20 protein-coding genes are annotated in these 23,084 nt (G+C 71.1%); 16 read left to right on the top strand and 4 right to left on the bottom strand.

The window, feature by feature from the left end:
* Positions 1-121: 121 nt before the first annotated feature.
* Positions 122-1,786 carry a hypothetical protein gene (locus ACFWFZ_RS15890; RefSeq protein WP_387122473.1) on the bottom strand — a complete coding sequence of 555 codons (1,665 nt, stop codon included), beginning with the start codon at positions 1,784-1,786 and terminating at the stop codon, positions 122-124.
* Positions 1,787-1,924: 138 nt separating this feature from the next.
* Positions 1,925-4,120: an elongation factor G-like protein EF-G2 gene (locus ACFWFZ_RS15885; protein WP_387122470.1), complete on the bottom strand. Its 2,196-nt coding sequence runs from the start codon at positions 4,118-4,120 to the stop codon at positions 1,925-1,927.
* Positions 4,121-4,434: 314 nt separating this feature from the next.
* Here ACFWFZ_RS15885 and pgsA point away from each other — a divergent pair, with 314 nt between their 5' ends.
* From pgsA to ACFWFZ_RS15810, 15 genes are all read left to right on the top strand, one after another.
* Entirely contained in the window at positions 4,435-5,094 is a 660-nt protein-coding gene (pgsA, locus tag ACFWFZ_RS15880) for a phosphatidylinositol phosphate synthase (protein ID WP_387122467.1), read from the top strand.
* A complete protein-coding gene (locus ACFWFZ_RS15875) occupies positions 5,094-6,017 on the top strand; it encodes a phosphatidylinositol mannoside acyltransferase (RefSeq protein WP_387122465.1) in 924 nt (307 codons plus the stop codon). The genes pgsA and ACFWFZ_RS15875 overlap by 1 nt, the downstream gene beginning before the upstream one ends.
* The gene (locus ACFWFZ_RS15870) at positions 6,014-7,186 is read left to right on the top strand and encodes a glycosyltransferase family 4 protein (protein WP_387122462.1); all 1,173 of its coding nucleotides are present in this window, start codon (positions 6,014-6,016) and stop codon (positions 7,184-7,186) included. The genes ACFWFZ_RS15875 and ACFWFZ_RS15870 overlap by 4 nt, the downstream gene beginning before the upstream one ends.
* A 354-nt stretch (positions 7,187-7,540) precedes the next feature.
* Positions 7,541-8,083 (top strand): hypothetical protein, encoded by a 543-nt coding sequence (locus ACFWFZ_RS15865; RefSeq protein WP_387122459.1) that lies wholly within the window; start codon positions 7,541-7,543, stop codon positions 8,081-8,083.
* A gap of 230 nt (positions 8,084-8,313) precedes the next feature.
* Positions 8,314-9,231, top strand: a complete 918-nt coding sequence (pdxS, locus tag ACFWFZ_RS15860; RefSeq protein WP_030656154.1) for a pyridoxal 5'-phosphate synthase lyase subunit PdxS — start codon at positions 8,314-8,316, stop codon at positions 9,229-9,231.
* Positions 9,232-9,238: 7 nt separating this feature from the next.
* Positions 9,239-9,832: a pyridoxal 5'-phosphate synthase glutaminase subunit PdxT gene (pdxT, locus tag ACFWFZ_RS15855; protein ID WP_356813155.1), complete on the top strand. Its 594-nt coding sequence runs from the start codon at positions 9,239-9,241 to the stop codon at positions 9,830-9,832.
* A gap of 57 nt (positions 9,833-9,889) precedes the next feature.
* Complete coding sequence (locus ACFWFZ_RS15850) at positions 9,890-10,642, top strand: YebC/PmpR family DNA-binding transcriptional regulator (RefSeq protein ID WP_387122456.1); 753 nt, start codon at positions 9,890-9,892, stop codon at positions 10,640-10,642.
* 170 nt (positions 10,643-10,812) lie between these two features.
* Positions 10,813-11,343 (top strand): crossover junction endodeoxyribonuclease RuvC, encoded by a 531-nt coding sequence (gene ruvC / locus ACFWFZ_RS15845; protein WP_387122453.1) that lies wholly within the window; start codon positions 10,813-10,815, stop codon positions 11,341-11,343.
* Positions 11,340-11,963, top strand: coding sequence for a Holliday junction branch migration protein RuvA (ruvA, locus tag ACFWFZ_RS15840; RefSeq protein WP_386183211.1), 624 nt, complete (start codon positions 11,340-11,342; stop codon positions 11,961-11,963). The genes ruvC and ruvA overlap by 4 nt, the downstream gene beginning before the upstream one ends.
* Positions 11,964-12,057: 94 nt before the next feature.
* Positions 12,058-13,119 (top strand): Holliday junction branch migration DNA helicase RuvB, encoded by a 1,062-nt coding sequence (gene ruvB / locus ACFWFZ_RS15835; RefSeq protein ID WP_387122450.1) that lies wholly within the window; start codon positions 12,058-12,060, stop codon positions 13,117-13,119.
* A 165-nt stretch (positions 13,120-13,284) separates the two neighbouring features.
* Positions 13,285-13,752 (top strand): preprotein translocase subunit YajC, encoded by a 468-nt coding sequence (gene yajC / locus ACFWFZ_RS15830; protein WP_376500599.1) that lies wholly within the window; start codon positions 13,285-13,287, stop codon positions 13,750-13,752.
* Between the two features lie 153 nt (positions 13,753-13,905).
* The gene (secD, locus tag ACFWFZ_RS15825) at positions 13,906-15,687 is read left to right on the top strand and encodes a protein translocase subunit SecD (protein WP_387122446.1); all 1,782 of its coding nucleotides are present in this window, start codon (positions 13,906-13,908) and stop codon (positions 15,685-15,687) included.
* Between the two features lie 3 nt (positions 15,688-15,690).
* Positions 15,691-16,752 (top strand): protein translocase subunit SecF, encoded by a 1,062-nt coding sequence (gene secF, locus ACFWFZ_RS15820; protein WP_387122443.1) that lies wholly within the window; start codon positions 15,691-15,693, stop codon positions 16,750-16,752.
* A complete protein-coding gene (locus ACFWFZ_RS15815) occupies positions 16,749-17,303 on the top strand; it encodes an adenine phosphoribosyltransferase (protein ID WP_387122440.1) in 555 nt (184 codons plus the stop codon). The genes secF and ACFWFZ_RS15815 overlap by 4 nt, the downstream gene beginning before the upstream one ends.
* Positions 17,304-17,497: 194 nt before the next feature.
* Positions 17,498-19,948, top strand: coding sequence for a RelA/SpoT family protein (locus ACFWFZ_RS15810; RefSeq protein ID WP_387122437.1), 2,451 nt, complete (start codon positions 17,498-17,500; stop codon positions 19,946-19,948).
* Positions 19,949-20,011: 63 nt separating this feature from the next.
* On the opposite strand, the gene ACFWFZ_RS15805 is transcribed toward ACFWFZ_RS15810, so the two are convergent.
* A complete protein-coding gene (locus ACFWFZ_RS15805; protein ID WP_387122434.1) occupies positions 20,012-21,241 on the bottom strand; it encodes a DUF349 domain-containing protein in 1,230 nt (409 codons plus the stop codon).
* Positions 21,242-21,428: 187 nt separating this feature from the next.
* Complete coding sequence (locus ACFWFZ_RS15800) at positions 21,429-22,214, bottom strand: peptidylprolyl isomerase (protein ID WP_387122431.1); 786 nt, start codon at positions 22,212-22,214, stop codon at positions 21,429-21,431.
* 153 nt (positions 22,215-22,367) lie between these two features.
* On the opposite strand from ACFWFZ_RS15800, the gene ACFWFZ_RS15795 reads away from it, so the two are divergent.
* Positions 22,368-23,081 (top strand): MBL fold metallo-hydrolase, encoded by a 714-nt coding sequence (locus ACFWFZ_RS15795; protein ID WP_387122428.1) that lies wholly within the window; start codon positions 22,368-22,370, stop codon positions 23,079-23,081.
* Positions 23,082-23,084 lie beyond the last annotated feature (3 nt).

The following is a 23,084-nucleotide window of genomic DNA, read 5'->3' as shown; positions in this document are numbered from 1 at the left end:
GCACCGGCCGAAAGCCACGTACGTCCCGTACGAGCGCTCCCGGCCGGCACGCCGAGAGCACGCACCGGACGCCGCTCCTGACAGGCAAACGTTGCCTGGCGCGGCACTAGTGCTGTGACCGCTACGCGTCGTACACGTCCGCCTTGCGCGGCGACGGCTCCTGGATGAGGCCGCTCATGATCGAGGAGCGGTTGGTGAAGCGCTCGGTGTCCACGCCGTTCTCCTCCAGGACCTTGAAGGTCGCCGTGTGGATCGACCTCAGGACCGGGGCCACCGTGCGCAGGGCGTCGTCGGCCATGAACCGGTGGCGCCACATCGAGCTCGCCCACACGTGACGCAGGCCGAACGGCTCGGGCAGGACCAGCTTGCCGCCGAAGAAGTCGAGGACCGGCGGGTACCAGGTCAGCGGCGCCCGTACGGCGAGGCGCACCACCTCCTGGGTGTCCACCAGCGCCAGCGGCTTCTCCACGGTCTCCCAGAAGCGGATGCTCTTGGGCACCTCCACCACCGGAGCCTTGGGCTTGGTGGTGAACAGGCCGTGTACGGGACCCAGCGCGTGCGCGGTGACGTCCACGCGCAGCGTCTTGTAGAGCACGGTGACGGTGACCAGCATGTTGATGATCAGCTGGCCGTCCCAGAGCGGGTACTGGATGCCCAGGTAGTGCCGGTTCCCGGAATTGAACTGCTGCTCGTTGCAGATCCGGGTGACCTCGTGCGGCTTGACGAGGAAGGCGTCGACGTTCTCACCGGTGGGGCGGGCCACCTCGGCGGCACCCTCGCCGACCGGGGTGACGATCCAGTGCTGGATCGCGGCGGGCGGGAAGCCCCCGGTGTGCAGCGGGCCGCGCTCCAGCCTGCGCAGCTGGGCGTCGATCGCGCGGATGACGTCCCAGGCCCGGAAGGGGTGGATCTCCTTGGCCTCGTCCTTCGGGGCCAGTTCCTCGGCCATCTGCCAGCTGCCCCAGCGGGTGCCCATGCCGAGGATGCCCTTGGGGCCCGCGTAGAAGACCTGGTTGCTGCGGTCCTCCGCGGTGAGCTTGGCCAGCTGGTGGCGAAGGTCCTCACGGGCCTTCTCGTCGGGGTTGCCGGGCACGGCCTCCGGGATCTTGGCGGCGACCCCGCCGCCGGACAGCAGTCCGTCCCAGCGTTCGCGCAGGTCACGGGCGGTCGACTCGCAGGTGCGGCGGGCGAGCAGCCAGCCCAGCGCGGGCGCGATGACCATGCCGCGGGCGTAGAGCCCGAGGAAACCGGTGAGCGGCAGCCTGAACATCAGCACGGCCACCACGACGCCGACGCCCACCAGGAGCACGGTGCCCAGCCAGGAGTGCTTGCCCTCCTTCGAGGCCAGGGACTTGCGGAGCTGGAAGAGCCCCAGCCACAGCAGCAGACCCGGCAGGAACAGCACACCGCAGACCAGCATGATCAGCCGGAGCCTGCGGTCGCGCTCCTTGCGGATCCGGGACGCGGCCAGGCAGTGCTCCACGACCGTCTGCGGGTCGGCGCCGAAGGACTGGATGAGCGGCTTGCGGCCGGCCCCCAGCGTGCGCGCCTCGACGGCCCGGCAGAAGGCCTCGCCGAGGCTGGGCTCGAAGAGCGAGAGCTTCGGTGGCTTCACCGTGGCCGGGTGGTTCTCGCTGTTGGCCCCGAGTATCGCGTCGAGCTTGCTGTCCTTGCCGCCGTCACGGTAGGCGGCCGAGGCGAGGGCGTTGGTCGCCGCCGTCTGCCCCCCGCCGTTCTGCAGAGGAATCTGCGCGCCGGGCCTGAAGTCGAATCCGTCGTCCGCCACCGCTGCCCCCATCGCTGTGCGTTCTGCTCTTTTGGTGCGCCGACGAGCCTATCGGCGGATCTCGCCCCACGGTCATGGGACAGGGAAATGCCGCCCACCGCAAGCCGGTTGGGTGGGCGGCACCGGTCCTACCCCCAACTACGTTCCCTTCTCCGCCTGTTCGCGCACCTTCTCCGCGATCTGGGGCGGCATCGGCTCGTGCCGGGCGTACGCGCGGGCGAAGCGGCCCGTGCCGTGCGAGACGGAGCGCAGCTCGACGGCGTAGCGGCCGATCTCGATCTCGGGGATCTCGGCGCGGACCCGGGTACGCCCGGATTCGGCCTGGTCGGTGCCGACGACTCGGCCGCGGCGGCCCGCGAGATCGCTCATGACGGGCCCGACGTACTCGTCGGGGATCAGGACGTCGAGCTCGGCCACCGGTTCGAGCAGGTCGATGCGGGCCTCGGCGGCGGCTTCGCGCAGGGCGAGGGCGCCGGCCGTCTGGAAGGCGGCGTCCGAGGAGTCCACCGAGTGCGCCTTGCCGTCGAGGAGGGTGATGCGTACGTCGACCAGCGGGTAGCCCGCCGCGACCCCGCGGGCGGCCTGGCTGCGCACGCCCTTCTCCACGGACGGGATGAACTGGCGGGGCACCGAGCCGCCCACGACCTTGTCGACGAACTCGATGCCGCTGCCGGGCGGGAGGGGCTCCACCTCGATCTCGCAGATGGCGAACTGGCCGTGGCCGCCGGACTGTTTGACGTGCCGGCCGCGGCCGGCCGCCTTGGCGCCGAAGGTCTCGCGCAGGCTCACCTTGTGCGGGACGGGATCGACCTGGACGCCGTAGCGGGTGCGCAGCCGCTCCAGGGCGACATCCTGGTGGGCCTCGCCGAGGCTCCACAGGACGACCTGGCGGGTGTGCGGGTTCTGCTCCAGCCGCATGGTCGGGTCCTCGGCGACGAGCCGTGCCAGACCCTGCGAGAGCTTGTCCTCGTCGGCCTTGCTGTGGGCCTCGATGGCGAGGGGGAGCAGGGGGTCGGGCATCGTCCAGGGCGCCATGAGGAGCGGGTCGTCCTTGGCGGAGAGGGTGTCGCCGGTCTCCGCACGGCTGAGTTTGGCCACGCAGGCCAGGTCGCCGGCGATGCACCGGCCGAGGACGCGCTGCTGTTTGCCGAAGGGGGCGGTGAGGGTGCCGATCCGCTCGTCGACATCGTGGTCCTCGTGCCCGCGGTCGGCGAGGCCGTGCCCGCTGACGTGGACGGTCTCCTCCGGGTTCAGGGTGCCGGAGAAGACGCGTACGAGGGAGACGCGGCCGACGTAGGGGTCGGAGGAGGTCTTGACCACCTCGGCGACCAGGGGCCCGGCGGGATCGCAGGTGGCGTCCGGGCGGGCGGAGCCGTCGGGACGGGTGACCGTGACGGCGGGGCGCTCCAGGGGCGTCGGGAAGCCGCCGGTGATCAGTTCGAGGAGCTCCACGGTGCCCAGGCCCTGACGGGCGCCCTCGGCGGCGGGCGCGGCCATCAGGACGGGGTGGAAGGTGCCGCGGGCGACGGCGCGCTCCAGGTCGTCGACGAGGGTCTTGAGGTCGATGTCCTCGCCGCCGAGGTAGCGGTCCATGAGGGTCTCGTCCTCGCTCTCGGCGATGATCCCCTCGATCAGGCGCGAGCGGGCCTCGGTGATGAGGGCCAGCTCGGCCGGGTCCGGGTCGCGCTCCACGCGCCGGCCGGAGGCGTACTCGTACACGCGCTGCGAGAGCAGGCCGAGCAGGCCGGTGACGGGGGCGTGCCCGTCCGGGCCGGCGGGGCCGTGCAGGGGGAGGTAGAGGGGGATGACCGCGTCGGGGTCGTCGGCGCCGAAGATCTCGCCGCAGACGGCGGTCGTCTGCGTGTAGTCGGAGCGGGCGGCTTCCAGGTGGGTCACGACGATGGCGCGGGGCATTCCGACGGCCTCGCACTCGTCCCAGACCATGCGGGTGGCGCCGTCGATCCCGTCCGAGGCCGAGACGACGAAGAGGGCCGCGTCCGCCGCGCGCAGACCGGCCCTGAGTTCTCCGACGAAGTCGGCGTATCCGGGGGTGTCCAGGATGTTGATCTTGATCCCGTCCCATTCGACGGGGACGAGGGAGAGCTGGATGGAGCGTTGGCGGCGGTGTTCGATCTCGTCGTAGTCGGAGACGGTGGCGCCGTCCTCGACCCGACCGGCCCGGTTGACCGCTCCGGCGGTCAGGGCGAGGGCTTCGACCAGCGTGGTCTTGCCGGATCCGCTGTGGCCGACCAGCACGACGTTCCGTATGGAAGAGGGGCGGTCGGCCGTCAGTGCCCTGCCGGCGGCCCCGGCTTGGTGTGATGTGGCTCCCATGGTGCTCGTGCCTCCCGGTGGTGACGGTGAGGAGGGTGGGTTCCTTGTCCCCGCGCATGAGGAATGCGCGGTTCTACGAGCTTTGCACTGCTGTCACATCGCGTCCATACGTCGTACCGGGGACGTACGGGGGGACGTGCCGGGGCCCGTGCCGGGACCGTGCCCGTGCCGCACGGGCGGCGGTCCACGGCATGGAGAACGCCTTACGGGCGAGAACCGGTGGGTGCGCGGCGTTCCGGCGGCGGCGCGCTGGCTACGATGGGCCAGCCGGTGGCCGTGGTGGCCGTGCGGCCCAGCGACCCTCCGGGAAGGCCATGCTGAACAAGTACGCGCGTGCATTCTTCACGCGTGTTCTCACGCCATTCGCCGCATTTCTGCTCCGGCGGGGGGTGAGCCCGGACGCGGTCACCCTGATCGGCACGGCCGGAGTGGTGGCGGGCGCGCTGGTCTTCTTCCCCCGCGGGGAGTTCTTCTGGGGCACCATCACCATCACCCTCTTCGTCTTCTCCGACCTCGTCGACGGGAACATGGCCCGCCAGGCCGGGATCTCCAGCCGGTGGGGCGCCTTCCTCGACTCCACCCTCGACCGGGTGGCCGACGCGGCGATCTTCGGCGGCCTCGCCCTCTGGTACGCGGGCTCCGGCAACGACAACGCGCTGTGCGCGGTCGCGATCTTCTGCCTGGCCAGCGGCCAGGTGGTGTCTTACACCAAGGCGCGCGGCGAGTCCATCGGGCTGCCGGTGGCCGTCAACGGGCTCGTCGAACGCGCCGAGCGCCTGGTGATCTCGCTGGTCGCGGCCGGCCTGTCCGGACTGCAGACCTTCGGGGTGCCGTCCTGGATCGGCGTCCTGCTGCCGATCGCCCTGTGGGTGGTCGCCGTCGGCTCGCTCGTCACGCTGATCCAGCGCGTGGTCACCGTACGGCGCGAGTCCGCCGAGGCCGACGCCGCATCCGCCGAGGGCGGCGCCGCCTGATGGGTACCGCACAGGACAAGCTGGTCGACGGGCTGTACGGGCTCGGCTGGGCCGGGGTCAAGAAGCTGCCCGAGCCCGCCGCGGTGGCCCTCGGCCGGCGCATCGCGGACTTCGCGTGGAAGCGCCGCGGCAAGAGCGTGCTGCGGCTGGAGTCGAACCTGGCCCGGGTGGTGCCCGACGCCGGTCCCGAGCGGCTGCGCGAGCTGTCCAAGGCCGGCATGCGCTCGTACATGCGGTACTGGATGGAGTCCTTCCGGCTGCCGACCATGGAACCGCGGCGGTTCGGCACGGACGTCGAGTTCAAGGACGAGCACATCCTGCGCGAGGCCCTCGCCTCCGGGCGCGGGGTCGTCGTCGCCCTGCCGCACCTCGCCAACTGGGACCTCGCCGGGGCCTGGGCCATCGGCCACATCGGGGTGCCGTTCACCACGGTCGCCGAGCGGCTCAAGCCCGAGAGCCTCTACGACCGCTTCGTGGCCTACCGGGAGAGCCTGGGCATGGAGGTCCTGCCGCACAGCGGCGGCGCCGCCTTCGGCACGCTCGCCCGGCGGCTGCGCTCCGGCGGCCTGGTCTGCCTGGTGGCGGACCGCGACCTGTCGGCCTCCGGGGTCGAGGTGGACTTCTTCGGCGCGAAGGCGCGCATGCCGGCCGGGCCGGCGCTGCTCGCTCAGCAGACGGGCGCGGTGCTGCTCCCGGCGACCCTGCACTACGGCGAGACGCCGAAGATGTACGGCCGGATCCACCCCGAGGTGGAGGTCCCCAAGGCCGGGACCCGGACCGAGAAGACCACCGCCATGACCCAGGCGGTGGCGGACGCCTTCGCGTGGGGCATCGCCGAGCACCCGGAGGACTGGCACATGCTGCAGCGGCTCTGGCTGGAAGACCTGGAAGAACCGGAAGACCTGGGGGAGCGCACGCAGTGAAGATCGGCATCGTGTGCCCGTACTCGTGGGACGTGCCGGGCGGCGTCCAGTTCCACATCCGGGACCTCGCCGAGCACCTGATCGGCCTCGGCCACGAGGTGTCCGTGCTGGCCCCGGCCGACGACGAGACCCCGCTGCCCCCGTACGTGGTCTCCGCCGGGCGGGCCGTCCCGGTCCCGTACAACGGGTCCGTGGCCCGGCTGAACTTCGGATTCCTGTCGGCGGCCCGGGTCCGGCGCTGGCTGCACGACGGCACCTTCGACGTGATCCACATCCACGAGCCGGCCTCGCCCTCGCTGGGACTGCTGTCCTGCTGGGCGGCGCAGGGGCCGATCGTGGCCACCTTCCACACCTCGAACCCGCGTTCCCGGGCCATGATCGCCGCGTACCCGATCCTGCAGCCCGCGCTGGAGAAGATCAGCGCGCGGATCGCGGTGAGCGAGTACGCGCGGCGCACGCTGGTGGAGCACCTGGGCGGGGACGCGGTCGTGATCCCGAACGGCGTGGACGTGGACTTCTTCGCCAAGGCCGAGCCCAAGGCGGAGTGGAGCGGTCAGACGCTCGGCTTCATCGGCCGCATCGACGAGCCGCGCAAGGGCCTGCCCGTGCTCATGGCCGCCTTCCCGAAGATCGTCGAGGCCTGCCCGGACGTACGGCTGCTGGTCGCGGGCCGCGGCGACGAGGAGGAGGCGGTGGCCACGCTGCCCGCCGAGATCCGCTCACGGGTGGAGTTCCTCGGCATGGTCTCGGACGAGGACAAGGCGCGCCTGCTGCGCAGCGTCGACGTCTACGTGGCCCCCAACACGGGCGGCGAGAGCTTCGGCATCATCCTGGTCGAGGCCCTGTCGGCGGGCGCCGCGGTGCTGGCGTCCGACCTGGACGCCTTCGCGCAGGTCCTGGACCAGGGCGGGGCCGGCGATCTCTTCGCCAACGAGAACGCGGACGCCCTGGCGGCGGGCGCCATCGCCCTGCTGCGGGACCCCGACCGCCGGGCACGGCTCAGCGCCAGCGGCTCGGCGCACGTGCGCCGCTTCGACTGGTCCACGGTCGGGGCGGACATCCTGGCGGTCTACGAGACGGTCACGGACGGCGCGGCGGCCGTCGCCGCCGACGAACGCGTCCCGCTCCGCACCCGCCTGGGCTTCCCGAAGGACACCACGCCCTCCTGACCCCCCGGTCCCCGGGCGGGCCACCGTCCGGGAGGGGACGCTCGGCGGCAGCGTCGCGCCGCCCGCCGAGAAGCGCCCCGGCGCGACGGCGACGGCCGGCCGTCTACCGGCCGGCGCTGACGGTCCGGTCCGGCCGTCCGCCGGGTGCCACGGCCACCGCGTGGACCGCGCCACCCGCGGTGGTCAGCCGAAATCCGGTCCGGGCCCGTCCAGACGGCCTCGCGGAGCTTGTTGCAAGGTTCACCGGGTCACGGCGCCCGGCAAACCTTTCCGGCCACAGCACCAGCCGCTCGGGGTCTGCACGGCCCGGGCCGGTGGGAGCCGCGCGCCCCCGGAGCGGTAGGGTCGCGCAGCGTGATCGAAACCCTTGTCTGGATCGCCCTGGCCCTGGCTGTCATCGGCGTCTACCTCAGCTGGACCGCCGGCCGGCTGGACCGGCTGCACTCGCGGATGGACGCCGCGCGGGCCGCGCTCGACGCGCAGCTCGTCCGGCGGGCCTCGGTGGTGCTGGAGGTGGCCACCTCCGGGGCGCTCGACCCCGCCTCCTCGCTCGTGCTGTACGAGGCCGCGCACGCCGCCCGGCAGGCTGAGGAGGACCACCGCGAGGTCGCCGAGAGCGAGCTGAGCCAGGCGCTGCGGGCGGTCTTCGCCGACGTGGACCAGGTCGAGGTGCTGAAGGCCGCTCCCGGCGGGGCGCAGGCCACCGAGGAACTGGCGGCCGCCGTCCGCCGGGTGCCGATGGCCCGGCGCTTCCACAACGACGCCGTACGGGCGGCCCGCGCGCTGCGCCGCCACCGCAAGGTCCGGTGGTTCAGACTGGCCGGACACGCGCCGTTCCCGCTGGCCTTCGAAATGGACGACGAGCCTCCGGCGGACCTCGCGGACCGGCCGACCTAGGGTCTGTATCGAGTTGCCCCGCGGGGCAACTCGATACAGACCCTAGCTGTACTGCCGTGTGACCGGTGAACCCCGGCGGCCACGGCACCAGGCGCCGCTGCGGCACCTCTAGGGCCACGAGGGACAAATGAAAGAGCCACTGGCTCCATATTGGCCCTTGTAGTGGACTGATCCCCTGGGGTTTCCTCGGCGGGAGCAGTACCCGTCTTCCTTTCGAGTGAGGTCAATCCGTGAGCACGCTTCCCACCTCCCCCCAGTCCGCCGAGTCGGCGATCGGCACCTCGCGCGTCAAGCGCGGCATGGCCGAGCAGCTCAAGGGCGGCGTGATCATGGACGTGGTCAACGCCGAGCAGGCGAAGATCGCCGAGGACGCCGGCGCCGTGGCCGTCATGGCCCTGGAGCGGGTCCCGGCCGACATCCGCAAGGACGGCGGCGTCGCGCGCATGTCCGACCCGAACATGATCGAAGAGATCATCGAGGCCGTGTCCATCCCCGTGATGGCCAAGTCCCGCATCGGTCACTTCGTCGAGGCCCAGGTCCTGCAGTCCCTCGGCGTCGACTACATCGACGAGTCCGAGGTCCTGACCCCGGCCGACGAGGTCAACCACTCCGACAAGTGGGCGTTCACCACCCCCTTCGTCTGTGGCGCCACCAACCTGGGCGAGGCCCTGCGCCGCATCGCCGAGGGTGCGGCCATGATCCGCTCCAAGGGCGAGGCCGGCACCGGCAACGTCGTCGAGGCCGTCCGCCACCTGCGCCAGATCAAGAACGAGATCGCCAAGCTGCGCGGCTTCGACAACAACGAGCTGTACGCCGCCGCCAAGGAGCTGCGCGCCCCGTACGAGCTCGTCAAGGAGGTCGCCGAGCTCGGCAAGCTCCCCGTGGTGCTGTTCTCCGCCGGTGGTGTCGCCACCCCGGCCGACGCCGCCCTGATGCGCCAGCTCGGCGCCGAGGGTGTCTTCGTCGGCTCCGGCATCTTCAAGTCGGGCGACCCGGCCAAGCGCGCCGCCGCCATCGTGAAGGCCACCACCTTCTTCGACGACCCGAAGATCATCGCGGACGCCTCCCGCAACCTGGGCGAGGCCATGGTCGGCATCAACTGCGACACCCTCCCCGAGGCCGAGCGCTACGCCAACCGCGGCTGGTAGTACCGAGATGACGAACACCCCCGTGATCGGTGTCCTGGCACTCCAGGGCGACGTACGGGAGCACCTGATCGCCCTGGCCGCGGCGGACGCCGTGGCCAGGCCGGTCCGGCGCCCCGAGGAGCTCGCCGAGGTCGACGCGCTGGTGATCCCCGGCGGCGAGTCCACGACGATGTCGAAGCTCGCCGTGCTCTTCGGCATGCTGGAGCCGCTGCGCGAGCGCGTCGCGGCGGGCATGCCCGTGTACGGCACCTGCGCCGGCATGATCATGCTGGCGGACAAGCTCCTCGACGGCCGTGAGGACCAGGAGACCCTGGGCGGCATCGACATGATCGTGCGCCGCAACGCCTTCGGACGCCAGAACGAGTCCTTCGAAGCGAAGATCGACTTCACCGGCATCGAGGGCGGCCCGGTCGAGGGCGTCTTCATCCGCGCCCCGTGGGTCGAGTCCGTCGGCGGCGCCGCCGAGGTGCTCGCCACCTACGACGGACACACGGTCGCCGTGCGCCAGGGCAACGTCCTGGCGACCTCGTTCCACCCCGAACTGACCGGCGACGACCGCGTCCACGCGTACTTCGTCGAGATGGTGCGCGCCGGGCTGTGACGAGCTCCCGGTAGGATCGGACGCGAACACTGTTGGTTACGCGAAGGAGACAGGCGGATGTCCGGCCACTCTAAATGGGCTACGACGAAGCACAAGAAGGCCGTGATCGATGCCAAGCGCGGCAAGCTCTTCGCGAAGCTGATCAAGAACATCGAGGTCGCGGCCCGCATGGGCGGTCCCGACATCGACGGCAACCCGACGCTCTTCGACGCGGTCCAGAAGGCCAAGAAGCAGTCGGTCCCGAACAAGAACATCGACTCCGCGGTCAAGCGCGGCGGCGGCCTTGAGGCCGGCGGCGCCGACTACGAGACGATCATGTACGAGGGCTACGGTCCCAACGGTGTCGCGGTGCTCATCGAGTGCCTCACCGACAACCGCAACCGCGCCGCCTCCGACGTCCGCGTCGCCATGACCCGCAACGGCGGCTCCATGGCCGACCCGGGCTCGGTCTCGTACCTGTTCAACCGCAAGGGCGTCATCATCCTGCCCAAGGCCGAGCTGACCGAGGACGACGTCCTCGGCGCCGTCCTGGAGGCCGGTGCCGAAGAGGTCAACGACAACGGCGACACCTTCGAGATCATCAGCGAGGCCACCGACCTGGTCGCGGTCCGCACCGCGCTCCAGGAAGCCGGCATCGACTACGACTCGGCGGACTCCAGCTTCGTCCCGACCATGCAGGTCGAGCTCGACGAAGAGGGCGCCCGCAAGATCTTCAAGCTGATCGACGCGCTGGAGGACAGCGACGACGTCCAGAACGTCTTCGCCAACTTCGACGTCTCGGACGAGGTCATGGAGAAGGTCGACGCGTAACGCTGCCGCGCACTGAGCGGTCGACGGCGGGCCGGTGGGGACACGTCCCACCGGCCCGCCGTCGTTGTCAGTGGCAGCGGATAGCCTGGCGGCGTCGGCGATCACCGTCGGCTACGCGGCCCGTCGGGCCCGCGCAGGCGGCACGGTCGTGCGGTGGAGAGGGGTGGGCGGTGCGGGTACTGGGCGTGGACCCGGGGCTGACGCGATGCGGTGTCGGCGTCGTCGAGGGCGTGGCCGGCCGTCCCCTCACCATGCTCGGGGTGGGGGTCGTACGGACGCCCGCGGACGCGGAGCTGGGAGACCGGCTCGTCGCCGTCGAGCGGGGCATCGAGGAATGGCTCGACACGCACCGGCCCGAGGTCGTCGCCGTGGAGCGGGTCTTCAGCCAGCACAACGTCAGCACGGTGATGGGCACCGCCCAGGCGAGCGCCGTCGCGATGCTGTGCGCCGCCCGCCGCGGGATACCGGTCGCCCTGCACACACCGAGCGAGGTCAAGGCCGCCGTCACCGGCAGCGGCCGGGCCGACAAGGCCCAGATCGGTGCGATGGTCACCCGGCTGCTGCGGCTGGCCGAGCCGCCCAAGCCGGCGGACGCCGCCGACGCCCTCGCCCTCGCCATCTGCCACATCTGGCGGGCCCCCGCCCACAACCGCCTCCAGCAGGCGGTCGCCCAGCACGCCTCGAAAGGCCGTACCCGATGATCGCCTTCGTCAGCGGCGCGGTCGCCGCGCTCACCCCCACCCTCGCCGTGATCGAGGTCGGGGGAGTGGGCATGGCCGTGCACTGCACGCCGAACACCATCGCCGGCCTGCGGACGGGCGAGCAGGCCCGGCTGGCCACCTCCCTGGTCGTACGGGAGGACTCGCTGACCCTGTACGGCTTCGCCGACGACGACGAGCGCCAGGTCTTCGAGCTCCTCCAGACCGCGAGCGGTGTCGGACCGCGCGTGGCGCAGGCGATGCTCGGCGTGCACAGCCCGGACGCCCTGCGCGCCGCCTTCGCCGCCGGTGACGCGAAGGCACTCACGGCGGTGCCGGGCATCGGGCCGAAGGGCGCGCAGAAGCTGCTGCTGGAGCTCAAGGGCAAGCTGGGCGCCCCGGCCCCGGTGGTCGGCGCTCAGCGCGCGGTCGCGTCGGGACCCGCCCCCTGGACCGAGCAGCTCTCCGCCGCCCTGATCGGCCTCGGCTACGCCTCGCGGGAGGCGGACGAGGCGGTCGTGGCGGTGACCCCGCAGGCAGAGGCGGCCATCGCCGCCGGCGGCTCGGCCCCCGTCCCGCAGCTGCTGCGCGCCGCCCTGCAGTCCCTGAACCGCGCCCGCTGACGCCGCTGCTGCGGATGCCGCCGCGCGGGACTGCTGTGGCCGCAGCGGGGCCCGGACCGACCAACGCAACGACGTAGAAGGCAGACTGAACACCGTGAACTGGGACGACGAGAGCGACGACCGGATCGTGGCGGCCGCCGCCGACGGGGAGGACACCGCCGTCGAGGCGGCCCTGCGCCCCAAGGACCTCGGGGAGTTCGTCGGCCAGGAGAAGGTCCGCCAGCAGCTGGACCTGGTCCTGAAGGCGGCCAGACAGCGCGGGGCCACCGCGGACCACGTCCTGTTGTCCGGTGCGCCCGGACTCGGCAAGACCACCCTCTCCATGATCATCGCGGCGGAGATGGGGGCACCCATCCGGATCACCTCCGGCCCCGCCATCCAGCACGCCGGCGACCTCGCCGCCATCCTCTCCTCCCTCCAGGAGGGCGAGGTCCTCTTCCTCGACGAGATCCACCGCATGTCCCGGCCCGCCGAGGAGATGCTCTACATGGCCATGGAGGACTTCCGCGTCGACGTGATCGTCGGCAAGGGGCCCGGGGCCACCGCGATCCCGCTGGAACTGCCGCCCTTCACCCTGGTCGGTGCCACCACCCGGGCCGGACTGCTGCCCCCGCCGCTGCGGGACCGCTTCGGTTTCACCGGCCACATGGAGTTCTACGCGCCCGAGGAGCTGGAGCGCGTCGTGCACCGCTCCGCCCGCCTCCTCGACGTGGAGATCGACACCGACGGCGCCGCCGAGATCGCCGGGCGCTCCCGCGGCACCCCGCGCATCGCCAACCGGCTGCTGCGCCGGGTGCGCGACTACGCCCAGGTCCGGGCCGACGGTGTGATCAACCGCGAGGTGGCCGCCACCGCCCTCCAGGTGTACGAGGTGGACGCCCGCGGGCTCGACCGACTGGATCGCGCCGTTCTGGAGGCCCTCCTCAAGCTCTTCGGCGGCGGGCCCGTCGGGCTGTCCACCCTCGCCGTGGCGGTGGGGGAGGAGCGGGAGACCGTGGAGGAGGTCGCGGAACCCTTCCTGGTCCGCGAAGGCCTGCTCGCCCGTACCCCCAGGGGGCGGGTCGCGACCCCCGCGGCATGGGCTCACCTGGGGCTTGTCGCGCCGCAGCACGGCGGTGGCGGATCAACGGGGCAACAGGGCTTGTTCGGGGCCTGACGGCGCGGAGGTTCGCCCCCTCAGGAACTGCGGTGCCATGCTGGGCGTTGTTCCATCGGTGCGGACTCGCCTAGACTCCGCCGATGCCGACCCTTCGGGTCGGCGTGCCCACCCCCGTAGAAAAGGCCGCCGTCCGCGTGCGGTCGTGCGAAGGATTTCCGTCCCGTGAATCTCGTGACACTCCTCCCGTTCATCGCGATCATCGCGGCGATGTTCCTGATGACCCGCTCCGCGAAGAAGAAGCAGCAGCAGGCCGCGCAGATGCGCGACCAGATGACGCCCGGCACGGGCGTCCGCACCATCGGCGGCATGTACGCCACGGTGAAGGAGATCGCCGACGACACGGTCACCCTTGAGGTGGCTCCCGGCGTCCACGCGATCTACGCGAAGAACGCCATCGGCGCCGTACTGGAGGACGCGGAGTACAACCGCATCGTCCACGGCTTCGACGAGGTGGCGACCGACACGCCGGCCGTCCCGGACGACGCGTCCTCCCTCACCGAGGCCCCGAAGACGGACCTCGGCAAGGGCGAGGACGAGGCGCCGAAGCTGGACCTGGGCAAGAAGGACGAGCCCGCGGGCGACGACGAGCCCAAGGACGGCAAGACCGACGGCGAGGCCGGCGCGAAGTAGCGCGCGGCCGGGGACCGTGCGGGCGCCTGACCGGCGGCCGGCGCGGTCCCCGTCAGTGACACTTCTGCGGGGGGCAGGGGTCCCCACCACACATTTCGTGGCCGTCCGCGCGCTGACCCGGCGCGGGGCGGTTGGACAGGGAGAAACGACAAGGTGGCAGCACCGAAGAAGGGCCGGCGGCCCACGGGGGCTCAGGGGAGGCCGGGGCGTGCCCTGGCGATCATCCTGATCGCGATGGTGGCGCTCACCGCGGGGATGTTCCTCTCCAAGCAGACGACTCCCCGGCTGGGCATCGACCTCGCCGGCGGTACGAGCATCACGCTCAAGGCCAAGAGCGAGCCCGGCAAAGAGAACGCCGTCAACGAGACCAACATGAACACGGCGGTCGGCATCATCGAGCGCCGCGTCAACGGACTCGGCGTCTCCGAGGCCGAGGTCCAGACGCAGGGACGCGACCACATCATCGTCAACATCCCCAAGGGGATGAACGAGAAGCAGGCGCGCGAGCAGGTCGGCACCACCGCCCAGCTCTACTTCCGCCCGGTCATCGCGTTCGCGGACGGCGCCCCCGCCGCCCCCGAGGGCGCCCAGAGCCCGAGCCCCTCCGCGAGCGGCTCCGAGGCCCCCAAGGCCCAGGACGGGAACAAGACCAGCCCGTCCGCCACCCCGTCGTCCAGCGCCACTTCCCAGGGCCGCGCGCTCAGCGAGGGCCTCAAGGCCCCGAACGCGCCCACTCCCACGCCGTCGGCGAGCGAGTCGAAGAAGGCAGACGACAAGGCGGCCCCGTCGCCCTCCGCGAGCGCCCCCGTGCCCGACCCGGCCGCCGCGGACCTGCAGGCCAAGTTCGCCGCGCTCGACTGCACCGACGAGGCGCAGCGCGCGAACGTCGGCCAGGGCGTCAAGCCCACCGACCCGACGCTCGCCTGCGGCCAGCGCGGTGAGCAGTGGGGCAAGTGGCTCCTCGGACCCGCCGCGGTCGAGGGCAAGGACGTCAAGAGCGCCAAGGGCGAGATCGACCCGCAGTCGGGTCAGTGGATCGTCACGATGAACTTCAACGACCACGGCGCGGACGCCTTCGCCAAGGTCACCGGCGAGCTGGCGGCCAAGCAGATGCCGCAGAACCAGTTCGCGATCGTCCTCGACGGCGACGTCATCTCCGACCCGTCCGTCAGCACGGCGATCACCGGCGGCAACGCGCAGATCTCCGGCGGCTTCAACCAGCAGTCCGCGCAGGACCTGGGCAACATGCTCTCGTACGGCGCCCTGCCGCTGTCCTTCCAGGAGGACAGCGTCACCACCGTCACCGCCGCGCTCGGCGGCGAGCAGCTGCGGGCCGGCCTGATCGCCGGCGCGATCGGCCTCCTCCTCGTGGTCGTCTACCTGCTGGTCTACTACCGCGGCCTGGCCTTCATCGCGATCATCAGCCTCCTGGTCTCCGCGATCCTGACCTACACGATCATGGCGCTGCTCGGTAAGGGCATCGGCTTCGCGCTGAACCTGCCGGCCGTCTGCGGTGCGATCGTCGCCATCGGTATCACCGCGGACTCGTTCATCGTGTACTTCGAGCGCATCCGCGACGAGATCCGCGAGGGCCGCACCCTGCGCCCGGCCGTCGAGCGCGCCTGGCCGCGCGCCCGCCGCACGATCCTGGTCTCCGACTTCGTGTCGTTCCTCGCCGCCGCGGTGCTGTTCATCGTCACCGTCGGCAAGGTGCAGGGCTTCGCCTTCACGCTGGGTCTCACCACCCTGCTCGACGTGGTCGTGGTGTTCCTCTTCACCAAGCCCGTGATGACGCTGCTGGCGCGTACGAAGTTCTTCTCCAGCGGTCACCCGTGGTCCGGGCTGGACCCGAAGCGGCTGGGCGCCAAGCCCCCGCTGCGCAGCTCCCGCCGTACCGCCGGTGCCCCCGCCCCCGTCGAAGCAAAGGAGGCGTGAGAGATGTCGAAGCTGGGAGATCTCGGCGCCAAGCTGTACCGCGGTGAGGTCGGCTACGACTTCGTCGGCAAGCGCTTTCTCTGGTACGGCGTTTCCATCCTGATCACCATCACGGCGATCGTGGCCCTGGCCGTACAGGGCCTCAACATGGGCATCGAGTTCAAGGGCGGAGCGGTCTTCACCACTCCGAAGACGGCCGTCTCGGTCGCCGGCGCGACGGAGGCCGCGGAGAAGGCCTCCGGCCACGACGCGATCGTCCAGGAGCTCGGCACCGGGGGCATGCGCATCCAGATCTCCGGTCTGGACACCGCCGCCGCGGCCGACGTGAAGAAGGAACTGGCCGCCGACCTCAAGGTCACCGAGGCCGACATCAACGCCGACCTGGTCGGCCCCAGCTGGGGCGAGCAGATCGCGAACAAGGCCTGGACCGGCCTCGGCGTGTTCATGATCCTCGTGGTGATCTACCTCGCCATCGCCTTCGAATGGCGCATGGCCGTCGCCGCGCTGATCGCCCTGATCCACGACCTCACCATCACCGTCGGCGTGTACGCGCTCGTCGGCTTCGAGGTCACCCCGGGCACCGTCATCGGTCTGCTGACCATCCTCGGCTACTCCCTCTACGACACCGTCGTCGTCTTCGACGGTCTGAAGGAGGGCTCGAAGGACATCACCAAGCAGACCCGCTACACCTTCAGCGAGATCGCCAACCGCAGCATCAACGGCACCCTGGTCCGTTCGATCAACACCACGGTCGTGGCGCTGCTCCCGGTCGCGGCCCTGCTGTTCATCGGCGGCGGCTTCCTGGGCGCCGGCATGCTGAACGACATCTCGCTGTCGCTGTTCGTCGGCCTCGCGGCCGGTGCGTACTCCTCGATCTTCATCGCGACCCCGCTGGTGGTGGACCTCAAGGAGCGCGAGCCGGCGATGAAGGCGCTGAAGAAGCGGGTGCTCGCCAAGCGCGCGGCCGCCGAGTCCAAGGGCGAGTTGTCGGACGACGCCTACGGCTCCGGCGACCAGGCGCAGGTCGTGTCGCAGGGCCGGCAGCAGCCGGGGCGGCGGCGTTGACCGCTCAGCTGTCCGACGTCGTACGGACCCTCCTGCTCAGCCGCATCAAGGACGTGGCGGACTACCCGAAGCCGGGCGTGATGTTCAAGGACATCACCCCGCTGCTCGCGGACCCCGAGGCGTTCGGCGCGCTGACCGGCGCGCTGGTGGAGCTGGCCGGGCAGTACGGCGCGACGAAGATCGTCGGACTGGAGGCGCGCGGGTTCATCCTCGCGGCCCCGGTGGCGGTGCAGGCCGGCATCGGCTTCGTGCCGGTCCGCAAGGCCGGCAAGCTGCCCGGCGCGACGCTCGCGCAGTCGTACGAGCTGGAGTACGGCACGGCGGAGATCGAGGTCCACGCCGAGGACCTGGCGGCCGGCGACCGGGTCATGGTCATCGACGACGTACTGGCCACCGGCGGCACGGCGGAGGCATCCCTCTCGCTGATCCGGCGGGCCGGTGCCGAGGTGGCCGGCGTGGCGGTCCTGATGGAGCTGTCGTTCCTCCCGGGCCGGGCCAAGCTGACCGGGGCCCTGGCAGGGGCTCCGCTGGACGCGCTGATCGTCGTCTGACCACACCCCTCCCCGTAGGGGACGGCGGGCATCCAGGATCTCCCGGCTGCCCGCCGTTCGCGTGCCCGGGCCGTCGCCGCAGGCTCGGCGAACGGGGTGACCCAACCCTCGCTACGATGGGTTATCCGGACCGGACTCGGGCACCGGATCCTCCCCCGGACTGGCGTCCGGGGGAACCCCCGTGAGGAGCGCTCTTGCCAGACGAGGTCCAGCCAATCTCCGCCGCGCAGCCCGACCCGCAGGCCGAGCAGGCCACGGCGGCCGCCGCCACGCCCCCGCCGGCCCCGCCGGTCAAGCCCGCCCCCAAGCCGGCGCCGGTCAAGCCCGCGCCCGCGAAGTCGGCCGCGTCCTCCAACCGGGTGCGCGCCCGCCTGGCCCGCCTCGGCGTGCAGCGCTCGAACCCGTACAACCCGGTACTGGAGCCCCTGCTCCGCATAGTCCGCAGCAACGACCCGAAGATCGAGACGTCGACGCTGCGCCAGCTCGAACAGGCCTACCAGGTGGCCGAGCGCTGGCACCGCGGCCAGAAGCGCAAGAGCGGCGACCCGTACATCACCCACCCGCTCGCGGTCACGACCATCCTCGCCGAGCTCGGCATGGACCCGGCCACCCTCATGGCCGGCCTGCTCCACGACACCGTCGAGGACACCGAGTACGGCCTGGAGGACCTGCGCCGCGACTTCGGCGACGCCGTGGCGCTCCTCGTCGACGGGGTCACCAAGCTCGACCGGGTGAAGTTCGGCGAGGCCGCCCAGGCCGAGACCGTCCGCAAGATGGTCGTGGCCATGGCGAAGGACCCGCGCGTGCTGGTCATCAAGCTCGCCGACCGGCTGCACAACATGCGCACGATGCGCTACCTCAAGCGGGAGAAGCAGGAGAAGAAGGCCCGCGAGACCCTGGAGATCTACGCCCCGCTGGCGCACCGGCTGGGCATGAACACGATCAAGTGGGAGCTGGAGGACCTCTCCTTCGCGATCCTCTACCCGAAGATGTACGACGAGATCGTGCGTCTGGTCGCCGAGCGCGCGCCCAAGCGCGACGAGTACCTCGCCCTCGTCACGGACGAGGTCCAGGTGGACCTCAGAGCCGCCCGGATCAAGGCCACCGTCACCGGCCGTCCCAAGCACTACTACAGCGTCTACCAGAAGATGATCGTCCGCGGCCGCGACTTCGCGGAGATCTACGACCTGGTGGGCATCCGCGTCCTCGTCGACACCGTCCGCGACTGCTACGCGGCCCTCGGCACGGTGCACGCGCGGTGGAACCCGGTCCCCGGCCGGTTCAAGGACTACATCGCGATGCCCAAGTTCAACATGTACCAGTCGCTCCACACGACGGTCATCGGGCCCAACGGCAAGCCCGTCGAACTGCAGATCCGCACCTTCGACATGCACCGCCGCGCCGAGTACGGCATCGCCGCGCACTGGAAGTACAAGCAGCAGACGGTGGCGGGCACCTCCAAGGTCCGCACCGACGTCCCCCAGGCCGCCAAGGGCAGCGCCGGCCAGGACACCGTCAACGACATGGCGTGGCTGCGCCAGCTGCTGGACTGGCAGAAGGAGACCGAGGACCCGGGCGAGTTCCTCGACTCGCTGCGCTTCGACCTCTCCCGCAACGAGGTCTTCGTCTTCACCCCCAAGGGTGATGTCATCGCGCTGCCCGCCGGCGCCACCCCGGTGGACTTCGCGTACGCCGTCCACACCGAGGTCGGCCACCGGACGATAGGGGCCCGCGTCAACGGCCGCCTGGTCCCGCTGGAGTCGACCCTCGACAACGGCGACCTGGTCGAGGTCTTCACCTCGAAGGCCGAGGGAGCCGGACCGTCCCGCGACTGGCTGGGCTTCGTCAAGTCCCCGCGGGCCCGGAACAAGATCCGCGCCTGGTTCTCCAAGGAACGCCGCGACGAGGCCATCGAGCACGGCAAGGACGCCATCGCGCGGGCCATGCGCAAGCAGAACCTGCCGATCCAGCGGATCCTGACCGGCGACTCGCTCGTGACCCTCGCGCACGAGATGCGCTACCCGGACATCTCCTCGCTGTACGCGGCGATCGGCGAGGGCCACGTGGCCGCGCAGGGCGTCGTACAGAAGCTGGTGGCAGCCCTCGGCGGCGAGGAGGCCGCCAACGAGGACATCGAGGAATCGATCCCGCCCGCGCGGGCCCGCGGCAAGCGGCGCAGCAACGCCGACCCGGGCGTCGTCGTCAAGGGCGTCGACGACGTGTGGGTCAAGCTGGCCCGCTGCTGCACCCCGGTGCCGGGCGACCCGATCATCGGGTTCGTCACGCGCGGCAGTGGCGTATCGGTTCACCGCGCGGACTGCGTCAACGTCGACTCCCTCTCCCAGCAGCCCGAAAGGATGCTGGAGGTCGAGTGGGCGCCCACCCAGTCCTCGGTCTTCCTGGTCGCCATCCAGGTCGAGGCGCTGGACCGGTCCCGGCTGCTGTCGGACGTCACGCGGGTCCTGTCCGACCAGCACGTCAACATCCTGTCGGCGGCCGTGCAGACCTCCCGCGACCGGGTCGCCACCTCCCGGTTCACCTTCGAGATGGGCGACCCCAAGCACCTGGGCCACGTCCTGAAGGCCGTCCGGGGCGTGGAGGGCGTCTACGACGTCTACCGCGTGACCTCGGCCCGCAGGCCGTAGAAGACAGAGCGAGGGCCCCGGTACGCATCCCGTACCGGGGCCCTAGTCGTGCAGGTGGCCTGGTCAGCCGCCGAACTCCTCCAGGCCCTTCAGCGCCTGGTCCAGCAGGGCCTGGCGGCCCTCCAGCTCACGCGACAGCTTGTCGGCCTTCGCGTTGTTGCCCGCCGCGCGCGCCGCGTCGATCTGCTCGCGCAGCTTGTCGACCGCAGCCTGGAGCTGACCGGTCAGACCGGCCGCACGGGCCCGCGCCTCCGGGTTCGTACGACGCCACTCGCCCTCCTCGGCCTCCTGGAGGGCGCGCTCCACCGCGTGCATCCGGCCCTCGACCTTCGGCCGGGCGTCGCGCGGCACGTGGCCCACGCCCTCCCAGCGCTCGTTGAGGGAGCGGAACGCGGCACGGGCCGCCTTCAGGTCCGTCACGGGGACGAGCTTCTCGGCCTCGTCGGCCAGCTCCTCCTTGAGCTTCAGGTTCTCGATCTGCTCGGCGTCACGCTCCGCGAACACCTCGCTGCGGGCCGCGAAGAACACGTCCTGCGCACCGCGGAAACGGTTCCACAGATCGTCCTCGGCCTCGCGCTGCGCCCGGCCCGCCGCCTTCCAGTCCGCCATCAGCTCGCGGTAGCGGGCAGCCGTCGGACCCCAGTCGGTCGACTTCGACAGCGACTCGGCCTCCGAGACCAGCTTCTCCTTGACCTTGCGGGCGTCCTCGCGCTGCGCGTCCAGCGACGCGAAGTGTGCCTTGCGGCGCTTGGAGAAGGCGGAACGGGCGTGCGAGAAGCGGTGCCACAGCTCGTCGTCCGACTTGCGGTCCAGGCGCGGCAGGCCCTTCCAGATGTCCACCAGGGCGCGCAGGCGCTCGCCGGCGCTGCGCCACTGGTCGCTCTGCGCCAGCTGCTCGGCCTCGGCGACCAGCGCGTCCTTGGCCGCCCGGGCCTCGTCCGCCTGCTTGGCCTTCTGGAGCTTGCGCTCCTCGCGCCGGGACTCCACGGTCTCGACCAGCTTGTCAAGCCGCACACGCAGGGCGTCCAGGTCGCCCACGGCGTGGTGCTCGTCGACCTGCGTCCGCAGGTGGTCGATCGCCGTCTGGGCGTCCTTGGCGGACAGATCAGTGGTCCGCACCCGCTTTTCGAGGAGGCCGATTTCGACCACCAGGCCCTCGTACTTGCGCTCGAAGTAGGCCAGAGCCTCCTCAGGGGTGCCCGCCTGCCACGAACCGACGACCTGCTCGCCATCGGAAGTACGCACGTACACGGTGCCCGTCTCGTCGACTCGGCCCCACGGGTCGCTGCTCACAGCGCCTCCTCCACCTGATGCCTGCGAGGGGTTCACCCCCTGGGCATCGTCCACAGTTTCCTGGGGCGGGCAGCGCCCGCCCTGCACAACGCCAACATAGGCGACCGCCGGGCCGGCTGTCCGCATCCCGCACGACGGAAATATCGGCGCAGGGGCGGGCCGGCCGGCCCGTGGGCCGCGTCACCCGTCAGTTCTGGGTGACCGTGCCCTTCTCGATCTTGACATCGTTCTTCGGCGCACCGTCCTGGCCGCCGTCGACGGTGCCGGCCTTGGCGATCTCCTCCAGGACCTTCAGGCCGGCCGCGTCGATCCTGCCGAACGGCGTGTACGTCGGCGTCAGCGGGCTGTCCTTGTAGACCAGGAAGAACTGGCTGCCGCCCGAGCCGGGCTGGCCGGTGTTGGCCATCGCCACCGTGCCGGCCGGGTAGATCACCTGGCCCTGCTCGTTGGCCTTGCCCAGCGAGTCCAGGTTCTCGTCCGGGATGTTGTAGCCCGGGCCGCCGCGGCCGGTGCCCTCGGGGTCGCCGCACTGGAGCACGAAGATCCCGCCGGCGGTCAGCCGGTGGCACTTGGTGTTGTCGAAGTAGCCCTTGTCGGCCAGCGCCTTGAACGAGTTCACGGTCTGCGGGGTCTTCGCCGCGTCCATCGCGAAGGTGATGTCACCGGCGCTGGTCTTCAGCGCGAAGGTGTACTTCCCCTTCTGGTCGATCGCCATCTCCGGCGAGGGGGACTGCTTGGGCTCCGGCGGAGTCGCCGAGGCCGACGGGTCCGCCGCCGTGTCCTTCGTGTCCTTGTCCGAGTCGAAGACACCGCCCACGATCAGGCCGACCAGCGTCGCGATCACCACGGCGACCACCGCGCCGATCACCGCCAGCCGCTGGCGGCCCTTCTTCCGGGCCTCGGCGCGGCGCTTCTGCTGGCGCTCGTACTTCTCCCTGGCGAGCTGTCGCCGCCGCTGATCGCTCGTGACCACCGGGTCGTCTCCTTGTACGTGTCTGATACTGCTGTCCGGGCTGGGATAGGCCGTACCGTATATGGGTTCGCTGTGTGATGAGCGGCGCCGGTAGGCTCTGAGCAGCAGGATTGACGACCTGCACCCTCCCGCCGACGACGATTGAGGACGAACGTGCTGATTGCCGGGTTCCCCGCAGGCGCCTGGGGCACCAACTGCTACGTGGTCGCCCCCGCCGCCGGCGAGGAGTGCGTCATCATCGACCCGGGCCACCAGGCCGCCCAGGGTGTCGAGGAGACGCTGAGGAAGCATCGGCTCATGCCCGTCGCGGTCGTCCTGACCCACGGCCACATCGATCATGTGGCCTCGGTGGTCCCGGTGTGCGGAGCACACGACGTACCGGCGTGGATCCACCCCGAGGACCGCTACATGATGAGCGACCCGGAAAAGGCCCTCGGCCGCTCCATCGGGATGCCGCTCATGGGCGAGCTGACCGTGGGAGAGCCCGACGACGTCCGCGAGCTGGCCGACGGCGCCGCGCTGAAATTGGCCGGAATGGACTTCTCCGTGGCGCATGCGCCGGGCCATACCAAGGGGTCGGTGACCTTCCGGATGCCCGAGCTGGCCGACATCCCGCCGGTCTTCTTCTCGGGCGACCTGCTCTTCGCCGGCTCCATCGGACGAACCGACCTGCCGGGCGGCTCCCACATCGAGATGCTCGAATCGCTGGCCCGCGTGTGCCTGCCGCTCGACGACTCGACCGTGGTGCTGTCCGGCCACGGTCCCCAGACCACCATCGGCCGCGAGCGCGCGACCAACCCGTACCTGCGGGAGGTCGCCGCCGGCCCGGCAGCGGACCCGACAGCCGCTCCACGACGAGGAATGTGACGA

The organism is Streptomyces sp. NPDC060232 (genome assembly GCF_042726555.1).
Taxonomy (GTDB): Bacteria; Actinomycetota; Actinomycetes; order Streptomycetales; family Streptomycetaceae; genus Streptomyces.
The sequence above is the reverse complement of the archived record's forward strand: the minus strand, read 5'-3'. Positions and strand labels throughout refer to the sequence as shown.

Bases quoted from the DNA above. Each gene is read 5' to 3' on its own strand.
- ACFWFZ_RS15885 (WP_387122470.1), bottom strand. From the start codon at position 4,120: ATGGGAGCCACATCACACCAAGCCGGGGCCGCCGGCAGGGCACTGACG.
- ACFWFZ_RS15850 (WP_387122456.1), top strand. From the start codon at position 9,890: ATGTCCGGCCACTCTAAATGGGCTACGACGAAGCACAAGAAGGCCGTG.
- ruvA (WP_386183211.1), top strand. From the start codon at position 11,340: ATGATCGCCTTCGTCAGCGGCGCGGTCGCCGCGCTCACCCCCACCCTC.
- ACFWFZ_RS15875 (WP_387122465.1), top strand. From the start codon at position 5,094: ATGGGTACCGCACAGGACAAGCTGGTCGACGGGCTGTACGGGCTCGGC.
- pdxT (WP_356813155.1), top strand. From the start codon at position 9,239: ATGACGAACACCCCCGTGATCGGTGTCCTGGCACTCCAGGGCGACGTA.
- secF (WP_387122443.1), top strand. From the start codon at position 15,691: ATGTCGAAGCTGGGAGATCTCGGCGCCAAGCTGTACCGCGGTGAGGTC.
- pgsA (WP_387122467.1), top strand. From the start codon at position 4,435: ATGCTGAACAAGTACGCGCGTGCATTCTTCACGCGTGTTCTCACGCCA.